Genomic DNA, 14,437 nt, shown 5'->3' with positions numbered 1-14,437 from the left:
GGCCCGTTCGCGCTTGTATGATGGGCACCTGCGGCGCCTCGGCCAAGGCCCGCGAACCCAACAAGGGCGCGCCGAGTGCGCCCCAGGAGACACGACATGCCGCAATCCTCCGTGCTGCCCGCCGCGGACAGCCGACTCGACGTCCTCGCGCAGGCCCATGCGCGCTCGGCCTCGGTCGGGCTGCGCGTGTCGGACCGGCCCGACTACACGCCGCTGTCGGCCGGCGCGCTGCGCGAACTGATCGACGGCAGCCGCTCGCTCTACACGCACGCGCGTCCCGTGATGGAGGCGCTCCACGCGCAGATCGCCGATACCCAAAGCCTCGTACTCCTGACCGACCAGGACGGCATGATCCTGCACAGCATCGGCGACGCGGATTTCGTCGAGAAGGCCAACCGCGTCGCGCTGCGCCCCGGCGCCTCCTGGGCCGAACAGGCGCGCGGCACCAATGCGATCGGCACCGCGCTGGCGGCGCAGCAAGCCATCACCGTGCACGGCGGCGAACACTTCCTGCGCGCCAACCACGTGCTGTCCTGCTCCTGCGCGCCGATCGCCGATCCCTTCGGCCGCCCGCTCGGCGCGCTCGACGTGAGCGGCGACCCGCGCGGCTTCGGCCCGCACACGCTGGCGCTGGTGAAGATGTCGGCGCAACTGATCGAGAACCACCTGTTCGCGAACGCCTGCGAGGCGGCGCTGCGCGTGCAGTTCCATGCCCATGCCGAGTTCGTCGACTCGCTGTTCGGCGGGCTGGTGGCGTTCCGCGCCGACGGCAGCCTGCTGGCCGCCAACCGCAGCGCGCAGTTCCAGCTCGGCGCGCCGCTCGAGGCGCTGCAGGATCGCGCTTGCGACGAGCTGTTCGGCCTGCCCTTCGCGCGGCTCGCCGACCAGGCCGCGCGCGAACCGGGCGCCAGCTTCGCGCTGACGCTGGCCAGCGGCGTGCGCGTGATCGCGCGCTGCGACTATGCCGATGCGCGCAAGACCCGCATCGCGCCGCGCGCGCCGTTGGCGACGCCGGCCCGCCCGCCGGCGCCGGCGCCCGCCGCTCGCGAGGAGAGCCCCGACGCGATCACGCTGGCCACGCTCGACACCGGCGACGCGCGCATGGCGACGATCCTGCAGCGTGTCGCCAAGATCCGCGGCCGCGACCTGCCGGTGCTGATCCTCGGCGAGACCGGCACCGGCAAGGAATGGCTGGCGCGCGCGCTGCATCACGCCTCGCCGCGCCGCGACGGGCCCTTCGTGGCCGTCAACTGCGCGGCCCTGCCCGATTCGCTGATCGAGGCCGAGCTGTTCGGCTACGAGGACGGCGCCTTCACCGGCGCGCGCCGGCGCGGCAGCGCCGGGCGCATCGTGCAGGCCGACGGCGGCACGCTGTTCCTCGACGAGATCGGCGACATGCCGCTGGCGCAGCAGGTTCGGCTGATGCGGGTGCTGCAGGAGCGCGCGGTGGTGCCGCTGGGCGGCGGGCGCGCCCAGCCCGTCGACGTGCGCGTGGTCTGCGCGACCCATCGCGACCTGCGCGCGATGATGGCCGGGCAGGACTTCCGCGAGGATCTCTACTACCGCATCAACGGGCTGTCGGTAACGCTGCCGCCGCTCGCGCAGCGCGGCGACCTGGAGGAACTGGTGCGGCGCATGCTGGCCCGGCTGGCGCGCACCGACGCGCTGCCGGGGCGGGTCTCCCCGGCCGTGCTGGCCGCCTTCGCGCGCTGCCGCTGGCCGGGCAATCTTCGGCAGATGGCCAACGTGCTGCGCACCGCCGGCATGCTGGCCGACGACGCGCCCGAGATCGACCTGGAACACCTGCCCGAGGATTTCTGGCTCGACTGCCCGCGGCAGGCCGACGAGCCGGGGCCCTCGATCGCCGAGGCGCCGCCGGCAGGCGCCCTCGCCGAGCGCGCAGCGACCACGCTCGACGCGCATCAGGCCGCGCTGATCGACGGCACGCTGGCCCGCCATCATGGCAATATCTCGGCCGCCGCGCGCGAACTGGGCCTGGCGCGCAATACCGTCTACCGGCATCTGCGGCGGCGGCGCGGCGAGGCCTGAGCGCATCGCCGGACCGGGCGCGCATCGGGTATGCTGGCGATCCCGCCCCAAACCCTCTGCCGCCCCTGATGAGCGAATCCGAATCCGCGTTCCAGGTCCGTATCGAGCCGATCGGCCTCAGCTTCGAGTCGCCCGATTCGCTGTCGCTGCTCGAGGCGGCCGGCTTCGATGGCATCTCGCTGCCGCGCTCCTGCCGCAACGGCACCTGCCGCAGTTGCCTGTGCCGGCTGCGCGAAGGCCGGATCCGCTACCGGATCGAATGGCCGGGGCTCAGCGCCGAGGAAAAGCGCGAGGGCTGGATCCTGCCCTGCGTGGCGATCGCCGAATCGGATTTGGTGATCGAATACGAGGCCGATGCCGAGCTGTCCCGATCGTCCTCGCGCTAGCCACTGTTTCGGTTTCCTCAGCGACTCTTCCTCACCGACCGACATGGATTTCGACGATATCGTTCTGGGCGCCGGCATCGTCGGCGTGTCGATTGCCCGCCATCTGCGCGAGCGCGGCCGCCGCGTCGCGCTGGTCGATCACCAGCAGCCCGGCCAGGGCACCAGCTTCGGCAATGCCGGGCTGATCGAGCGCTCGTCGGTGATGCCCTATGCGTTTCCGCGCAGCCCGCTGGCCCTGCTGCGCTACGCGGCCAACCGCGCCACCGAGCTGTACTGGCATCCGCGCTCGCTGCCGGCCTTCGCGCCCTGGCTGCTGCGCTTCTGGCACGAATCGGCGCCGGCCCGCCATGCCGCGGCCGCGCGCGACCTGCGCCCGCTGATCGAGCGCAGCGTGATCGAGCACGAGGCGCTGGCCGCGCGCAGCCCCGGCGCTGCCGAGCTGATCCACGGCAGCGGCTGGCTCGAGGCGTTCCGCTCGCCGCGCGCGCTCGAACGCGGCGTCGCCGAGGCCGCCGAACTGGCGCGCAGCCACGGCCTGCGCTACACGGCGCTCGACGCCGCGGCGCTGCGCTCGCGCGAAGCCTCGCTCGGCGAAGGTTTCGCGGGCGCCATCCATTGGCTCGATCCGAAGGCCGTGTCGAATCCCGGCGCGCTGGTGGCCGCCTATGCCGCGCAATTCGAGCGCGACGGCGGCACCCTGCTGCGCGGCGACGCGGCCACGCTGGCCCAGGTGGATGGCGGCTGGCGCGTGAACACCGCCGACGGCGAGGCCTCGGCGCGCCAGGTGGTGATCGCGCTCGGCCCCTGGTCGGACCTGGTGTTCTCGCGCTTCGGCTATCGCATCCCGCTGCGCGACAAGCGCGGCTACCACATGCATTACGCGCCGCCGGCCGGGCTGCCGCGCCTGTCGGCGCCGGTGGTCGACATCGAGCATGGCTACGTGATCGCGCCGATGCAGCGCGGCCTGCGCCTGACCACCGGCATCGAGCTGGCGGCCCGCTCGCTGCCGCCCACGGGCATCCAGCTGGCGCGCGCCGAACGCATCGCGCGCCCGAGCTTCGGCCTGGGCGCGCGGCTCGACTCGGCGCCCTGGCTCGGCTTTCGCCCCTGCACGCCCGACATGCGGCCGGTGATCGGCGCGGCGCCGCGCCATCGCGGCATGTGGTTCGCGTTCGGCCACAACCATCACGGGCTGACGCTCGGCCCGATCACGGGCCGGCTGCTCGCGCAGGCGATTTGCGGCGAGACGCCGGAGATCGATCTCGCGCCGTTCAGCGCGACACGCTTCACGCGCTGAGGCAATGCCGATTCGAATCGGCATTCGTCACCGCGCGATTAACCGGCATATAAAGCATTGCAAATCCATTGCGTCGCGCCGTGAATAGCGTCAAATGCGCAACGCAGTGTTCAGGAAATGAGGACACTGCGTTTCGATCGTCCAAGCGCTTAGCCGTCGTATCCATTCCCGACCTGCCTTTCCTGACAGGACTGCCATCCACGCGTCACGCTGCTAGCGGCTTGCGCATTGCATCATTGCGCCTGTTGTCCGGAAACGTTCGACGGCAGGCGCGGTGGAAACAGCCGGTCGCCCGCCGACCTTTCGCAAGGAGCCGATCATGATGCGCAAGCCTTATTCGATCCTCGCGGCGTCCGCCCTGCTGGCATTCGCCTCGTCGGCCTTCGCGGCCGGCGATGACGCGCAGGCCCCGTCGCAATCCGCCGGCGCCACCGCCCAGCAGGCGCGGGCGCAGGACAGCGAGAACGTGAATTCCGGCTATGGTGCACAGCCTCGTTACACGGCCGAAGCAGGAAAACGGGCCCAAGACCCGTTCACGATCAACGGCCGATCGATGTACGACGTGCACTGAACCGTCTCCAAGGGCGAGCTACCTCAACACGGTCCTCACCCCAGATGCCTATGCGAGTAAGGCGTCTGCCGTGTGGCTCGCTCCTTTTTCCACCCCGGATCCCCTCCGGGGTTTTTTCTTTGTGCGCCCGACAGGGCTCGTCGATTGTTTCTAAATCGGCAAAATGTAATTCGAGCCAGACAGGATGTTTTTTCTTGTCGCAGGCGCTTACATTTAGCCCCAGATTCTTATTGGAAACCGCTACGGAATCGACAAATCGCAGTTGCAAATACTGCCTAGGCCGATACCGCACGAGCTTTAGGAAACGGCAAATGAAGTCTTCCCAATCAAGGCCAGTGCTCGACGCCTCCGACGTTCACGTCGAAATTCTCGAACAATCCGATACGCTGCTGGTGGTTCGCTGGGTCGAACCCGGCCGCTGCCACTACGGCGAGCAGCGCTGGCGGCGCCGCTTCGCGCAGCGCACCGGCACCTGCGCGCTGTCGCGACAGACCATCCAGCGCGGCGAAGAGGTGTTTCGCCCTGCCGAGCGTCCCGCCCCCGCGAACGCCGGCGCGATGATCTCCGCCGCCCAGGTGCTGGGCCTGCACAGCGGCAAGTAAGCCGCCCCCAGCCAGACGCCGCGATCCACTCGCGGCGTTTCCTTTTGCGGCGCCCGCCCGCCGCAGGCGTTTCCACACGCGCTCCATGCCCCGCCATGCCCGAAAGCCCCTGCGATTCGCGGGGCTTTCGCTTTTACGCCTGCCGCTTCCTCACCCCGCTGGTCCTCTGCCTCGGTCGCTCGAATCGAGTTGCCGCGCGCGCCTTCGGGCGACGTCCCGGCATCGTTGCCGCCCATGCATTCCTCCGACCATTGACAACCCGCGATTTTATCGATTTAAGCAACGATCTATCACCGAAACCAGTATTTACCCTAGGTATCGCGAGGACTACGATTCACATCACTCGCTGACGACATCCAGTCGAAGGCGACACACCAAACAAAGATACGGAGGTCATATCATGAAGTCGCTCACTCAAGCAGTCGTTGCCGCTCTTGCCCTTACCGCCTCGGTCGCCGCGTTCGCGCAAACGAACCAGCCCGTGACCCGCGCCGAAGTGCGCGCGCAACTGGTTCAACTCGAGAAGGCCGGGTATCATCCGGGCGTCGCGAGCCCGTACTACCCGGAAGACATCCAGGCCGCCGAGGCCCGCGTGGCGGGCACGGACACCAGCGGCTACGGCTCGCAGGCAGCGCCGGTGGTGCGTTCGGGCAGCGCGGTGGTACCGGCTGCCACGGCACGTGACTCGATCTACTTCGGTCACTAAGCAGTAGCTGCGAGGCTGCCCCGGCGGCAGCCCGTTTCGACGACGAGCCCGCCACGGGCTCGTTGCCGTTTTCAGGCCCCAAACCTCCGCCGCCCCATCAGGGACGGCTTAGCCCGGGCGCCTGGCGCCCGGGCCTTTTTTCGATCCGGGAGCACCCGTCCCGATCGGAACGAGCTGGAGAAGGCCCGCATCATCGTTGCCGGTGGTGCAACAATGTGTTTCTCGGGGATCGTGGAATACGGCGGCGCGAGCAGCGTTTCGCCGCGCCGGATTCCAGCATGATCCCGAGCCATGACGAACGGCACGATCCTCGACGAGGTCGTGCCGTTTTTCATTTCGGGCTCGGTGGATCCTCCGACGATTTCCAGGCCCGGGAAGGCGATTGTTTCCTCGAGCCAAGGGCAATCTCACCAGCGCGAGCCTTTATTCGCCGGCGCTCTCGCAATATCGGCAAATCGACGTTTTGCCAGTCGAATCGCAGAAGATTCCTTCTGTTTTTCATTTTGAAAGCCGTCGAACGGCTTTCTATACTCGACTCGCAGCTGTTCTCGTGCCAACAGACGGCGTGCACTCCACCTCGGTCCGGCTTCGGTCCGGGGTATTTTTTTGGCAGGAACGAGACGGCACCGCTCATCGGGATGCCGCGTGCCGGTCGATACCGGCTTCCAGGAATTCGCAGATCGTCGCGTGCATCCGGGCCGCGCCCGGGCTGAGGTCGAGCGCGCGCCAGCAGCCATGCACGAGGCCGGTGCCGAAGTGGAAATGCGCCTCGCCGCCGGCCGCGACGATGCGCTCGACGTAGACGCGCGCGTCGTCGCGCAGGGGATCGTGCTCGGCGCCCACCGCCAGCAGCGGCGGCAAGCCGTCGAAGCGGGCCGCGAACAGCGGCACGGTGCCGGCCGGCGGCGCGGCATCGCCCCAATAGAGACGCCGGTACAGGCGCACCTCGTCGAGCGTCAGCATCGGCGCATGCGCCTCGGTTTCGGCGGCGGGCGATTCGGGTTCGAGGCCGAGCATCGGGTAAGCCAGCGCGACGGCCGCGAGCTCGGCGCCGAACCAGGCGGCCACGCTGGCCGCCAGCGTGCCGCCCGCGCTATCGCCGGCAACGGCGACCGGCAGCGCCGTCGGTCCGAACGGCAGGCTGCGGTCCAGCGCGGCGCGCGTCACGGCACGCACGTCCTCGTGCGCGGCCGGGGCGCGATGCTCGGGCGCCAGCCGGTAATCGACGGCGATCACGTCGAGGCCGGTATCGGCCGCGATCCGCGCCGTGATCGACGCGTGGCTGTCGAGCGAGCCGAGCACGAAACCGCCGCCATGGAAGAACAGCACCGTGCCGCGCGGCTGCTCGCGGGCCCGGTAGCGCCGCAAGGCAAGGCGATGTCCCGCCGGCGCGAACATCACGGCATCCTCGGCGACCACGCCGGGCGGCAGCCGGGCCGGCGTCCAGCGCGCGGCGAACGCCTCGTAGCCGCCGCGCAGCGCCTCGATCGACAGCGCGCGCGGATCGCCCCCATCGCCGCCCTCGGCCGTCACGCGCGCGACGAAGGCGGCGATTCCCGCTTCCAGCGCCATCGCCCGCGCCTCGCTCAGCGCGCGGGACGCGCCGGCGGCAAGCCGATCACGCGCCCCGCATGAGCGGGCGCCGGCAGCCCCTGCTGCCGCGCCACCATCCCGGCCAGCCGCTCGGCCACGTCGGCATCGAAGGGCGCGGCCTTCGGGCCGCTGGTGTCGATGTGCATCAGCATCTGCTCGCTGGCCGACACGGGCCCCGCCACGCCTTCGGCGAACATCTCCAGGTACAGATGGATGCGCTTCGCGTCGACCGCCAGCACGCGCGCGTCGACATGCACCGCCGTGCCGAGCTTGATCTCGTGCAGGTAGTTCAGGTGCGCCTCGAGCGTGTAGATCGAGCGCTGCCGCGCGCGGCGCGTGGCGTCGTCGAGGCCGATCCGCTCGATCAGCGCATCGCTCGCGTAGCTGAAGATCAGCAGGTAGAACGCATCGCGCAGGTGCCCGTTGTAGTCGACCCATTCCTCGCGCACCTGGTCGCGATACACGGTGAAGCCGCTGGCCGTTGCCGTCGTCATGCTCAGTCCTCGTAGCGCATGCCGTGGCGCGCCTTGACGCGCGAGATCGCCTCGATCACCTCGGTGATGCACTCGTCGCGATAGCGTTCCAGCGCCTTGATGCTGCGCTCGCCCTGCTGCTCGGCCGTGCCTTCCACCACGCGGTCGATCAGCTCGTCGGTCAGCGTGGGCGCCACCAGCTTGGTCCAGGGCAGCTCCAGCGCCGGACCGAACTGCTTCATGAAGTGGCGCATGCCGGCATCGCCGCCCGCCAGCGTGTAGGTCAGGAAGGTGCCCATGAAGGACCAGCGGATGCCGGCGCCGAAGCGGATGGCGTCGTCGATCTCGCCGGTGGTCGCCACGCCCTCGTTGACGAGGTGCAGCGCCTCGCGCCAGAGCGCCTCCAGCAGCCGGTCGGCGATGAAGCCCGGCACTTCCTTGCGCACCCGCAGCGGCCGCATGCCGAGCGCGGCGTAGATGCCGATCGCCGCGTCGACGGCCTCGGCCGAGGTGCGCTCGCCGCCCAGCACCTCGACCAGCGGCAGCAGATAAACGGGGTTGAACGGGTGGCCGACCAGGCAGCGCTCGGGATGCGTGGCGCGCGCGTAGAAATCGGTGGGCAGCAGGCCCGAGGTGGACGAGGCGATGATCGCGCCCGGCTTGGCCGCGCGGCTCACCTGCTCGTGCAATTCGAGCTTCAGCGCCTCGCGCTCGGGCGCGCTTTCCTGGATGAAATCGGCATCGGCCACGCAGGCCTCGATGGTCGCGACGAAGCGCAGCCGCTCGGGCGAGGCGCCCGGCTTCAGCCCGACGCGCTCCAGCGCGGGCCAGGCATTGGCGATGTTCGCGCGCAGTTGCTGCTCGGCGCCCGGCGCCGGGTCCCAGACGACCACGTCGAGCCCGTGGGCGAGCGCGCGCGCCACCCAGCCGCTGCCGATCACGCCGGTGCCGATCGCGGCGAAGGTCTTGATATCGGTGATCACAGTCATGTCGAATCCTTGGCTTTCCTGAATGTCTGGCGGCGCGGCGCCTGGTACGCGCGCCGCCGCTCGTGATGTCACGCGAATTCGGCGATCGCGCGGCGCTCCAGCAGGCGCTGGCCGCGCGGCGGCAGGCCCAGCTTGGCACGGCCCTCGGCGGGCGTCAGCACGCGGGCGCCGAGGCGCTCGATGATCTCCCGCGCGCGCTGCACAAGCGAGCCGTTCGAGGCCGGCACGCCGCGATCCAGCCAGATGTTGTCCTCCAGGCCCACGCGCACGTGGCCGCCCAGCAGCATCGCCTGCGCCACCATCGGCATCTGCATGCGGCCGATGCCGAAGCCGGCCCAGTGCGCGCCGGGCGGCAGGTTGTCGACCATCGCCTTCATGGTGCCGGTATCGGCCGGCGCGCCCCAGGGAATCCCCATGCAGAGCTGGAACAGCGGCGGATCGTCGAGCAGGCCTTCCTTGAGCAACTGCTTGGCGAACCACAGATGGCCGGTATCGAAGATCTCCAGCTCGGGCTTCACGCCGAGCTGCTGGATGCGCTTCGCGCCGGCGCGCAGCTGGGCCGGCGTCGACACGTAGATATAGTCGCCGTCGCCGAAGTTGAGCGTGCCGCAGTCGAGCGTGCAGATCTCGGGCAGCAGCTCCTCGACGTGCGCCAGGCGCGTCAGCCCGCCCACCAGGTCGGTGCCCTGGCCGAAGCGCATCGGCTCCTCGCCGGCGCCGATCTCAAGGTCGCCGCCCATGCCGGCCGTCAGGTTGATGATCACGTCCACGTCGGCCGAGCGGATCCGGTCCACCACCTCGCGGTACAGGCTCGGGTCGCGGCTGCCGCGCCCGGTTCGCGGGTCGCGCACATGGCAGTGCGCGACCGTCGCGCCGGCGCGGGCCGCCTCGATCGCCGCCTCGGCGATCTGCTTGGGCGTGACGGGGATCGCCGGATGCTTGCCGACCGTGTCGCCGGCGCCCGTCACGGCGCAGGTGATGATCACTTCATGGTTCATTGCGATTGCCTCGTTGCTTGCATGGACGCCCTCGCGTCCGGTTGATCGATGTCGCGTGCCGGGCGGCGGCCTTACATGCCCAGCGCCGCCTTGACGGTGGCCACGCCGTCCTTGCCGTCGAAGCTCTTCACGCCGGACAGCCAGCCGTCGAGCACCTGCGGGTGCTTGCGGATGTAGTCCTTGGCGGCGTCGGCAGGGCGGGTCTTGTTCACCACGGCCAGCATCAGCTGGTTCTCCATGTCGGTGGTGAAGCGCAGGTTCGAGACCAGCTTGCCGGCGTTCGGGCAGCGCTCGGCGAAGCCGTTCGCGGTCAGCGTGTAGACGCGCGCCTCGCCGTAGTTCGGCCCGAACGAGGCGTCGCCGCCCGACAGGTAGTTCATCTGCAGCTGGATGTTCATCGGGTGCGGTTCCCAGCCGAGGAACACCACCCACTTCTTGTCGCGCACCGCGCGCTCGACCGTCACCAGCATGCCGGCCTCGCTCGACTCCACCAGCTTGAAGCCGCCCAGGCCGTATTGATTGGTGTCGATCATCTTCTGGATGGTCGCGTTCGCGCTGCTGCCGGGCTCGATGCCGTAGATCTTGCCGTCGAGCTCGGCACGGTGCCTGGCGATGTCGTCGAAGGTCTTCAGGCCGGCCTGGTACTCATAGGCCGGCACCGCCAGGGTGGCCTTGGCGCCCGACAGGTTGGGCGGCTCCAGCACCGTGATCGACTTCGAATCGAGGAAGGGCTGCAATTGCTTCTGCTGCACCGGCCACCAGTAGCCGAGCGAGACGTCGATCTGCTTGGCCTTCAGGCCGGCGAACGAGATCGGCACCGAGGAGATGGTGGTGGTCGGCTTGTAGCCGAGCGAGTCGAACAGCATCGAGGCCAGGGCCGTGGTGGAGGTGATGTCGGTCCAGCCGATATCGGAGAAACGCACCGTGCGGCAGGCGGCGGCATCCTGGGCAAACGACGGCAACGGCAAGGCGGATGCCGCGGCCAAGGCCACGACCAGCGCGAGGGTCTTGCACGACTTCATGTTGGCTCCCTGTTCGGCGGTTGTCTCGCAGGCGGATGATGGGGACGACGAGGCCTGCACCGTGGAAGCAAAAATAACGGGCCATATTCGGCCCGAGGCGACCGCCGGCGACGTTTTGTTGACTGCCAGCGACCTTGGGGGGAAACCATGAGGCCGGGGCTCGCGGCTTGGAGGGCGGGGGTTCGGGGGACATCGCGGGCGCGGCGCGGTTGTCCCGATGCGGCACGGCGGCCGGCGCCGGGATGATCCAGCCCAAGCCGGCCGGCCCGCGCCGGCGTCGAAGCGAGGCGGCGCACGTAGAATACCTACCGCGCCGCTGCCCCGAACCCCTTCGACATGCCCTTTTCCTATACCCGCAAGCAGATCACCAACTGGTTGAGTCCCGCCACGATGGCCAAGGCCCGCAGCTATGAGAACGCCGTCTCGGACCTGCAGTGGCAGGAGGATCGCGGCACGCTGAGCGCCAAGGTGCAAGGCACCCACTCGCGTCCCTACGAGGTGAGGATCAGCTTCCGCGAGGGCGACGAGGAGGGGGACACCTGGATCGACAACGAATGCACCTGCCCGGTCGGCTATCTGTGCAAGCACGTGGCGGCGGTGCTGGTGGCCGGCCTCGATCAACAGCCCAAGCGCGCGGCCACGGGCGTGCGTCCCGAACTGCTGACCTGGCTGGAAGGCTTTCGCACGGCCCGCGTGGCGTCGAAGGGGCGCGGCGCCAAGCCGGCGGCGGCCAAGGCCACGCAGGGGCTGGCCTATGTGATCGCCGGCACCTACCAGGGCAAGCCGGAAATCTTCCTCTACAAGGCGCGCATCGGTGCCGACGGCGCGATCCGCTCGTTCGGCGATCCCTGGCGCAACCTGGAAAACGCGCTGGTCCAGCCGCCGAAGTTCGTCGTGGAGGACGACCTGGCGATCCTGCGCGGCCTGTGGCTGGAACGCAGCCGCTCCTACATCGGCGGCTTCCGGCTGAATGGCAGCAACGGCGCCGCCATCATGGACAAGATGATCGCCACCGGCCGCGCCTTCGTCTCGTCCACGGCGCAGTTCGCCTCGTCGAGCGAGCCGCGCGCCCTGCAACTCGCCGCGACGCGCCCGGGCCGGATCCACTGGCACACGCTGTCGGACACGCGGATCCAGCCGATCCTGCAGGCCGAGCCGCCCGCCACCCTGCTGCTGACCACCACCGAGCCCTGCTGGTACCTCGACGCGCAAACCGGCGAGGCCGGCCCGATCGAGCTGCCCTGGCCGGCCGACGAACTCGCGGAATTCCTGGCCATGCCGCCCGTCACGCTCGACGAGGCCGTGCTGGTGGGCAAGGTGATGCAGGAGGTGGCACCCGACTTTCCCCCACCGCCCGCGCCCGTCTCGGCCAGCGTGCAGGTGATCGACACCGAGCCGCTGCCGCGGCTGTCGCTCGACACGCTGCCGGTGTGGACTTTCGGCCGCTCCTCGCCCAACACGCAGAACGCCCTGGATTTCGCCACCGTCAGCTTCGAGTACGACGGCCACGCGCTGGCCGCGCAAGGCAACACCACCCTGGTGCGCAGCGCGAGCGGCGAGGTGGTGCAGGTGCGCCGCCGGCTCGAGGCCGAGCAGAAACGCCTGGCGGAACTGCACCGGCTCGGGCTCGGCAAGATGCCCTCGAAGCTGGTGCATGGGCCCAAGCCGTTCCCTGACGGCATGCTCACGCCGCGTTATCCCGACGACTGGCCCGACTTCGTCAGGAACCTCGTGCCGGCCTTGCGCCGCGACGGCTGGCAGGTGGTGATGAGCGACGCGTTCCGCCACAACGTGGCCGAGGTCGAGTCGATCGACGGCGTGCTCAGGCAGGCCGGCGAAGGCTGGTTCGAGCTGGAAATGGGCATCAGCGTGAACGACCGGATCGTGCGCCTGGAGCCGCTGCTGGCCGAGCTGTTCCGGCGCGACACGCGCTGGCTGTCGGGCCGGCTCGAGGCGATCGACGACGACGAGATCATCGAGCTGCTGACCGACCGGCGCGAACGGCTGCACCTGCGCGCCGCCCGCCTCAAGCCGGTGGTGCGCGTGCTGATCGACCTGTTCGACACGATCGGCGCCGGCAGCCTGCGCCTGTCGGCCTGGGACGCGGCCCGGATCGAGGCGCTGAACCAGACGGGCCGCTGGCAATTCCACGGCGACGCCTCGATCCGGCAGCTCGCGCAACGGCTGGCGAGCGGCCAGGGCGTCGACGAGGCGCCGGTGCCGCGCGGGCTGCAAGCCGAATTGCGCGCCTACCAGCGCCAGGGCCTGAACTGGATGCAGTTCCTGCGCGAGCAGAACCTGTCGGGCGTGCTGGCCGACGACATGGGGCTCGGCAAGACCGTGCAGGCGCTGGCCCACATCCTCGCCGAGAAGGAAGCCGGGCGGCTCGACCGGCCGGCCCTGGTGGTGGCGCCCACCACGCTGATGCACAACTGGCGCGAGGAGGCGCGACGCTTCGCGCCGGACCTGCGCGTGCTCGACCTGCATGGGCCTCAGCGGCGCGAGCGCTTCGACGAGATCCCCCGGCACGACCTGGTGCTGAGCACCTACGCCCTGCTCTGGCGCGACCAGGCGGCGCTCGCCGAGCACGACTACCACCTGCTGATCCTCGACGAGGCCCAGTACGTCAAGAACGCCGCCACCAAGGCGGCCGCCACCATCCGCGAGCTGCGCGCGCAGCATCGGCTGTGCCTGACCGGCACGCCGCTCGAAAACCACCTGGGCGAACTCTGGGCCCAGTTCGATTTCCTGCTGCCCGGCTTCCTCGGCACGCAGCGCGATTTCTCGCGGCGCTGGCGCACGCCGATCGAGAAGCACGGCGACACGATCCGGCGCGAGCTGCTGGCGCGGCGGATTCGCCCCTTCATGCTGCGCCGTCGCAAGGACGAGGTCGCCACCGAGCTGCCGCCCAAGACCACCATCCTGCGCAGCGTGGAACTCGACGGCGCCCAGCGCGACCTCTACGAAACCGTGCGCGCCGCGGTGCACGAGAAGATGCGCAAGGCCGTCGCCGAGAAGGGGCTGGCGCGCAGCCATATCGTGGTGCTCGAGGCGCTGCTCAAGCTGCGCCAGGTGTGCTGCGATCCGCGCCTGGTCAAGCTAGAACGGGCCGCGCGCGTCGAGGAATCGGCCAAGCTGGCGCTGTTGATGGAGATGCTGCCGGAACTGATCGAGGAAGGGCGCCGCGTGCTGCTGTTCTCGCAGTTCACAGGCATGCTCGAGCTGATCGCCGAGGCGCTCGACGCCGCCGGCATCGCCCACGTGATGCTGACCGGCGACACCACCGACCGCGTCACGCCCGTGCAGCGCTTCCAGCAAGGCGAGGTGCCGCTGTTCCTGATCAGCCTGAAGGCCGGCGGCGTGGGCCTGAACCTGACGGCCGCCGATACCGTGATCCACTACGACCCGTGGTGGAACCCTTCCGTCGAGAACCAGGCGACCGACCGCGCGCATCGGCTCGGGCAGGACAAGCCGGTGTTCGTCTACAAGCTGATCGTGGCCGGCAGCGTGGAGGAGAAGATCCTGGTGCTGCAGGAGCAGAAGGCGGCGCTGGCCAGCGCGATCCTGTCGGAGGATGCCGCCGGCGCCGTCAAGTTCTCGGCCGACGACCTCGATGCCCTGTTCGAGCCGATCCCGGCCGCGCCCGCCTCGGCGGCACCGCGCCGGCGCGGCAGGAAGGAACCCGCCGCCGGCTGATGGCTCGGGCGACCGATCGGCGGGATAGGCCGCGCGCCGACTTCCGCCCCCGAAT

The 14,437-nt window shown here is 69.7% G+C and carries 13 protein-coding genes; 8 read left to right on the top strand and 5 right to left on the bottom strand.

What is annotated here, in order from left to right; genetic code table 11:
• Positions 1–96 precede the first annotated feature (96 nt).
• The 7 genes from F3J10_RS02990 to F3J10_RS02960 all read left to right on the top strand — a co-directional run bounded on the left by F3J10_RS02990 (position 97) and on the right by F3J10_RS02960 (position 6,118).
• Positions 97–2,049 carry a sigma-54-dependent Fis family transcriptional regulator gene (locus F3J10_RS02990; protein WP_167240953.1) on the top strand — a complete coding sequence of 651 codons (1,953 nt, stop codon included), beginning with the start codon at positions 97–99 and terminating at the stop codon, positions 2,047–2,049.
• A gap of 68 nt (positions 2,050–2,117) precedes the next feature.
• On the top strand, positions 2,118–2,435 hold the full coding sequence (locus tag F3J10_RS02985; RefSeq protein WP_025100831.1) for a 2Fe-2S iron-sulfur cluster-binding protein: 318 nt from the start codon (positions 2,118–2,120) through the stop codon (positions 2,433–2,435).
• A 43-nt stretch (positions 2,436–2,478) separates the two neighbouring features.
• Positions 2,479–3,732, top strand: a complete 1,254-nt coding sequence (locus tag F3J10_RS02980; protein ID WP_167240951.1) for an FAD-binding oxidoreductase — start codon at positions 2,479–2,481, stop codon at positions 3,730–3,732.
• Positions 3,733–4,051: 319 nt separating this feature from the next.
• The gene (locus F3J10_RS02975; RefSeq protein ID WP_152554501.1) at positions 4,052–4,303 is read left to right on the top strand and encodes a hypothetical protein; all 252 of its coding nucleotides are present in this window, start codon (positions 4,052–4,054) and stop codon (positions 4,301–4,303) included.
• Between the two features lie 311 nt (positions 4,304–4,614).
• Positions 4,615–4,905, top strand: coding sequence for a DUF3331 domain-containing protein (locus F3J10_RS02970; protein WP_013689672.1), 291 nt, complete (start codon positions 4,615–4,617; stop codon positions 4,903–4,905).
• Positions 4,906–5,305: 400 nt separating this feature from the next.
• Entirely contained in the window at positions 5,306–5,611 is a 306-nt protein-coding gene (locus tag F3J10_RS02965) for a DUF4148 domain-containing protein (RefSeq protein WP_167240949.1), read from the top strand.
• 291 nt (positions 5,612–5,902) lie between these two features.
• Complete coding sequence (locus F3J10_RS02960; protein ID WP_166911484.1) at positions 5,903–6,118, top strand: hypothetical protein; 216 nt, start codon at positions 5,903–5,905, stop codon at positions 6,116–6,118.
• Between the two features lie 123 nt (positions 6,119–6,241).
• Here F3J10_RS02960 and F3J10_RS02955 read toward each other — a convergent pair whose 3' ends face one another.
• From F3J10_RS02955 to F3J10_RS02935, 5 genes are all read right to left on the bottom strand, one after another.
• A complete protein-coding gene (locus F3J10_RS02955; RefSeq protein ID WP_167240947.1) occupies positions 6,242–7,183 on the bottom strand; it encodes an alpha/beta hydrolase in 942 nt (313 codons plus the stop codon).
• A gap of 14 nt (positions 7,184–7,197) precedes the next feature.
• The gene (locus F3J10_RS02950; RefSeq protein WP_025100825.1) at positions 7,198–7,698 is read right to left on the bottom strand and encodes a thioesterase family protein; all 501 of its coding nucleotides are present in this window, start codon (positions 7,696–7,698) and stop codon (positions 7,198–7,200) included.
• A 2-nt stretch (positions 7,699–7,700) separates the two neighbouring features.
• The gene (locus tag F3J10_RS02945) at positions 7,701–8,666 is read right to left on the bottom strand and encodes an L-carnitine dehydrogenase (RefSeq protein ID WP_025100824.1); all 966 of its coding nucleotides are present in this window, start codon (positions 8,664–8,666) and stop codon (positions 7,701–7,703) included.
• A gap of 68 nt (positions 8,667–8,734) precedes the next feature.
• The gene (locus F3J10_RS02940) at positions 8,735–9,664 is read right to left on the bottom strand and encodes a 3-keto-5-aminohexanoate cleavage protein (RefSeq protein ID WP_025100823.1); all 930 of its coding nucleotides are present in this window, start codon (positions 9,662–9,664) and stop codon (positions 8,735–8,737) included.
• Positions 9,665–9,735: 71 nt separating this feature from the next.
• Entirely contained in the window at positions 9,736–10,686 is a 951-nt protein-coding gene (locus F3J10_RS02935; RefSeq protein ID WP_167229776.1) for a choline ABC transporter substrate-binding protein, read from the bottom strand.
• Between the two features lie 336 nt (positions 10,687–11,022).
• On the opposite strand from F3J10_RS02935, the gene F3J10_RS02930 reads away from it, so the two are divergent.
• On the top strand, positions 11,023–14,382 hold the full coding sequence (locus F3J10_RS02930; protein ID WP_167240944.1) for a DEAD/DEAH box helicase: 3,360 nt from the start codon (positions 11,023–11,025) through the stop codon (positions 14,380–14,382).
• Positions 14,383–14,437: the final 55 nt, after the last annotated feature.

The organism is Burkholderia sp. Cy-637 (assembly GCF_011753175.1).
Lineage (GTDB): Bacteria > Pseudomonadota > Gammaproteobacteria > Burkholderiales > Burkholderiaceae > Burkholderia > Burkholderia gladioli.
The sequence above is the reverse complement of the archived record's forward strand: the minus strand, read 5'-3'. Positions and strand labels throughout refer to the sequence as shown.

What these genes read in the sequence shown, in the direction of transcription:
- F3J10_RS02990 (WP_167240953.1), top strand. Translation starts at nt 97, where the DNA reads ATGCCGCAATCCTCCGTGCTGCCCGCCGCGGACAGCCGACTCGACGTC.
- F3J10_RS02985 (WP_025100831.1), top strand. Translation starts at nt 2,118, where the DNA reads ATGAGCGAATCCGAATCCGCGTTCCAGGTCCGTATCGAGCCGATCGGC.
- F3J10_RS02980 (WP_167240951.1), top strand. Translation starts at nt 2,479, where the DNA reads ATGGATTTCGACGATATCGTTCTGGGCGCCGGCATCGTCGGCGTGTCG.
- F3J10_RS02975 (WP_152554501.1), top strand. Translation starts at nt 4,052, where the DNA reads ATGATGCGCAAGCCTTATTCGATCCTCGCGGCGTCCGCCCTGCTGGCA.
- F3J10_RS02970 (WP_013689672.1), top strand. Translation starts at nt 4,615, where the DNA reads ATGAAGTCTTCCCAATCAAGGCCAGTGCTCGACGCCTCCGACGTTCAC.
- F3J10_RS02965 (WP_167240949.1), top strand. Translation starts at nt 5,306, where the DNA reads ATGAAGTCGCTCACTCAAGCAGTCGTTGCCGCTCTTGCCCTTACCGCC.
- F3J10_RS02960 (WP_166911484.1), top strand. Translation starts at nt 5,903, where the DNA reads ATGACGAACGGCACGATCCTCGACGAGGTCGTGCCGTTTTTCATTTCG.
- F3J10_RS02955 (WP_167240947.1), bottom strand. Translation starts at nt 7,183, where the DNA reads ATGGCGCTGGAAGCGGGAATCGCCGCCTTCGTCGCGCGCGTGACGGCC.
- F3J10_RS02950 (WP_025100825.1), bottom strand. Translation starts at nt 7,698, where the DNA reads ATGACGACGGCAACGGCCAGCGGCTTCACCGTGTATCGCGACCAGGTG.
- F3J10_RS02945 (WP_025100824.1), bottom strand. Translation starts at nt 8,666, where the DNA reads ATGACTGTGATCACCGATATCAAGACCTTCGCCGCGATCGGCACCGGC.
- F3J10_RS02940 (WP_025100823.1), bottom strand. Translation starts at nt 9,664, where the DNA reads ATGAACCATGAAGTGATCATCACCTGCGCCGTGACGGGCGCCGGCGAC.
- F3J10_RS02935 (WP_167229776.1), bottom strand. Translation starts at nt 10,686, where the DNA reads ATGAAGTCGTGCAAGACCCTCGCGCTGGTCGTGGCCTTGGCCGCGGCA.
- F3J10_RS02930 (WP_167240944.1), top strand. Translation starts at nt 11,023, where the DNA reads ATGCCCTTTTCCTATACCCGCAAGCAGATCACCAACTGGTTGAGTCCC.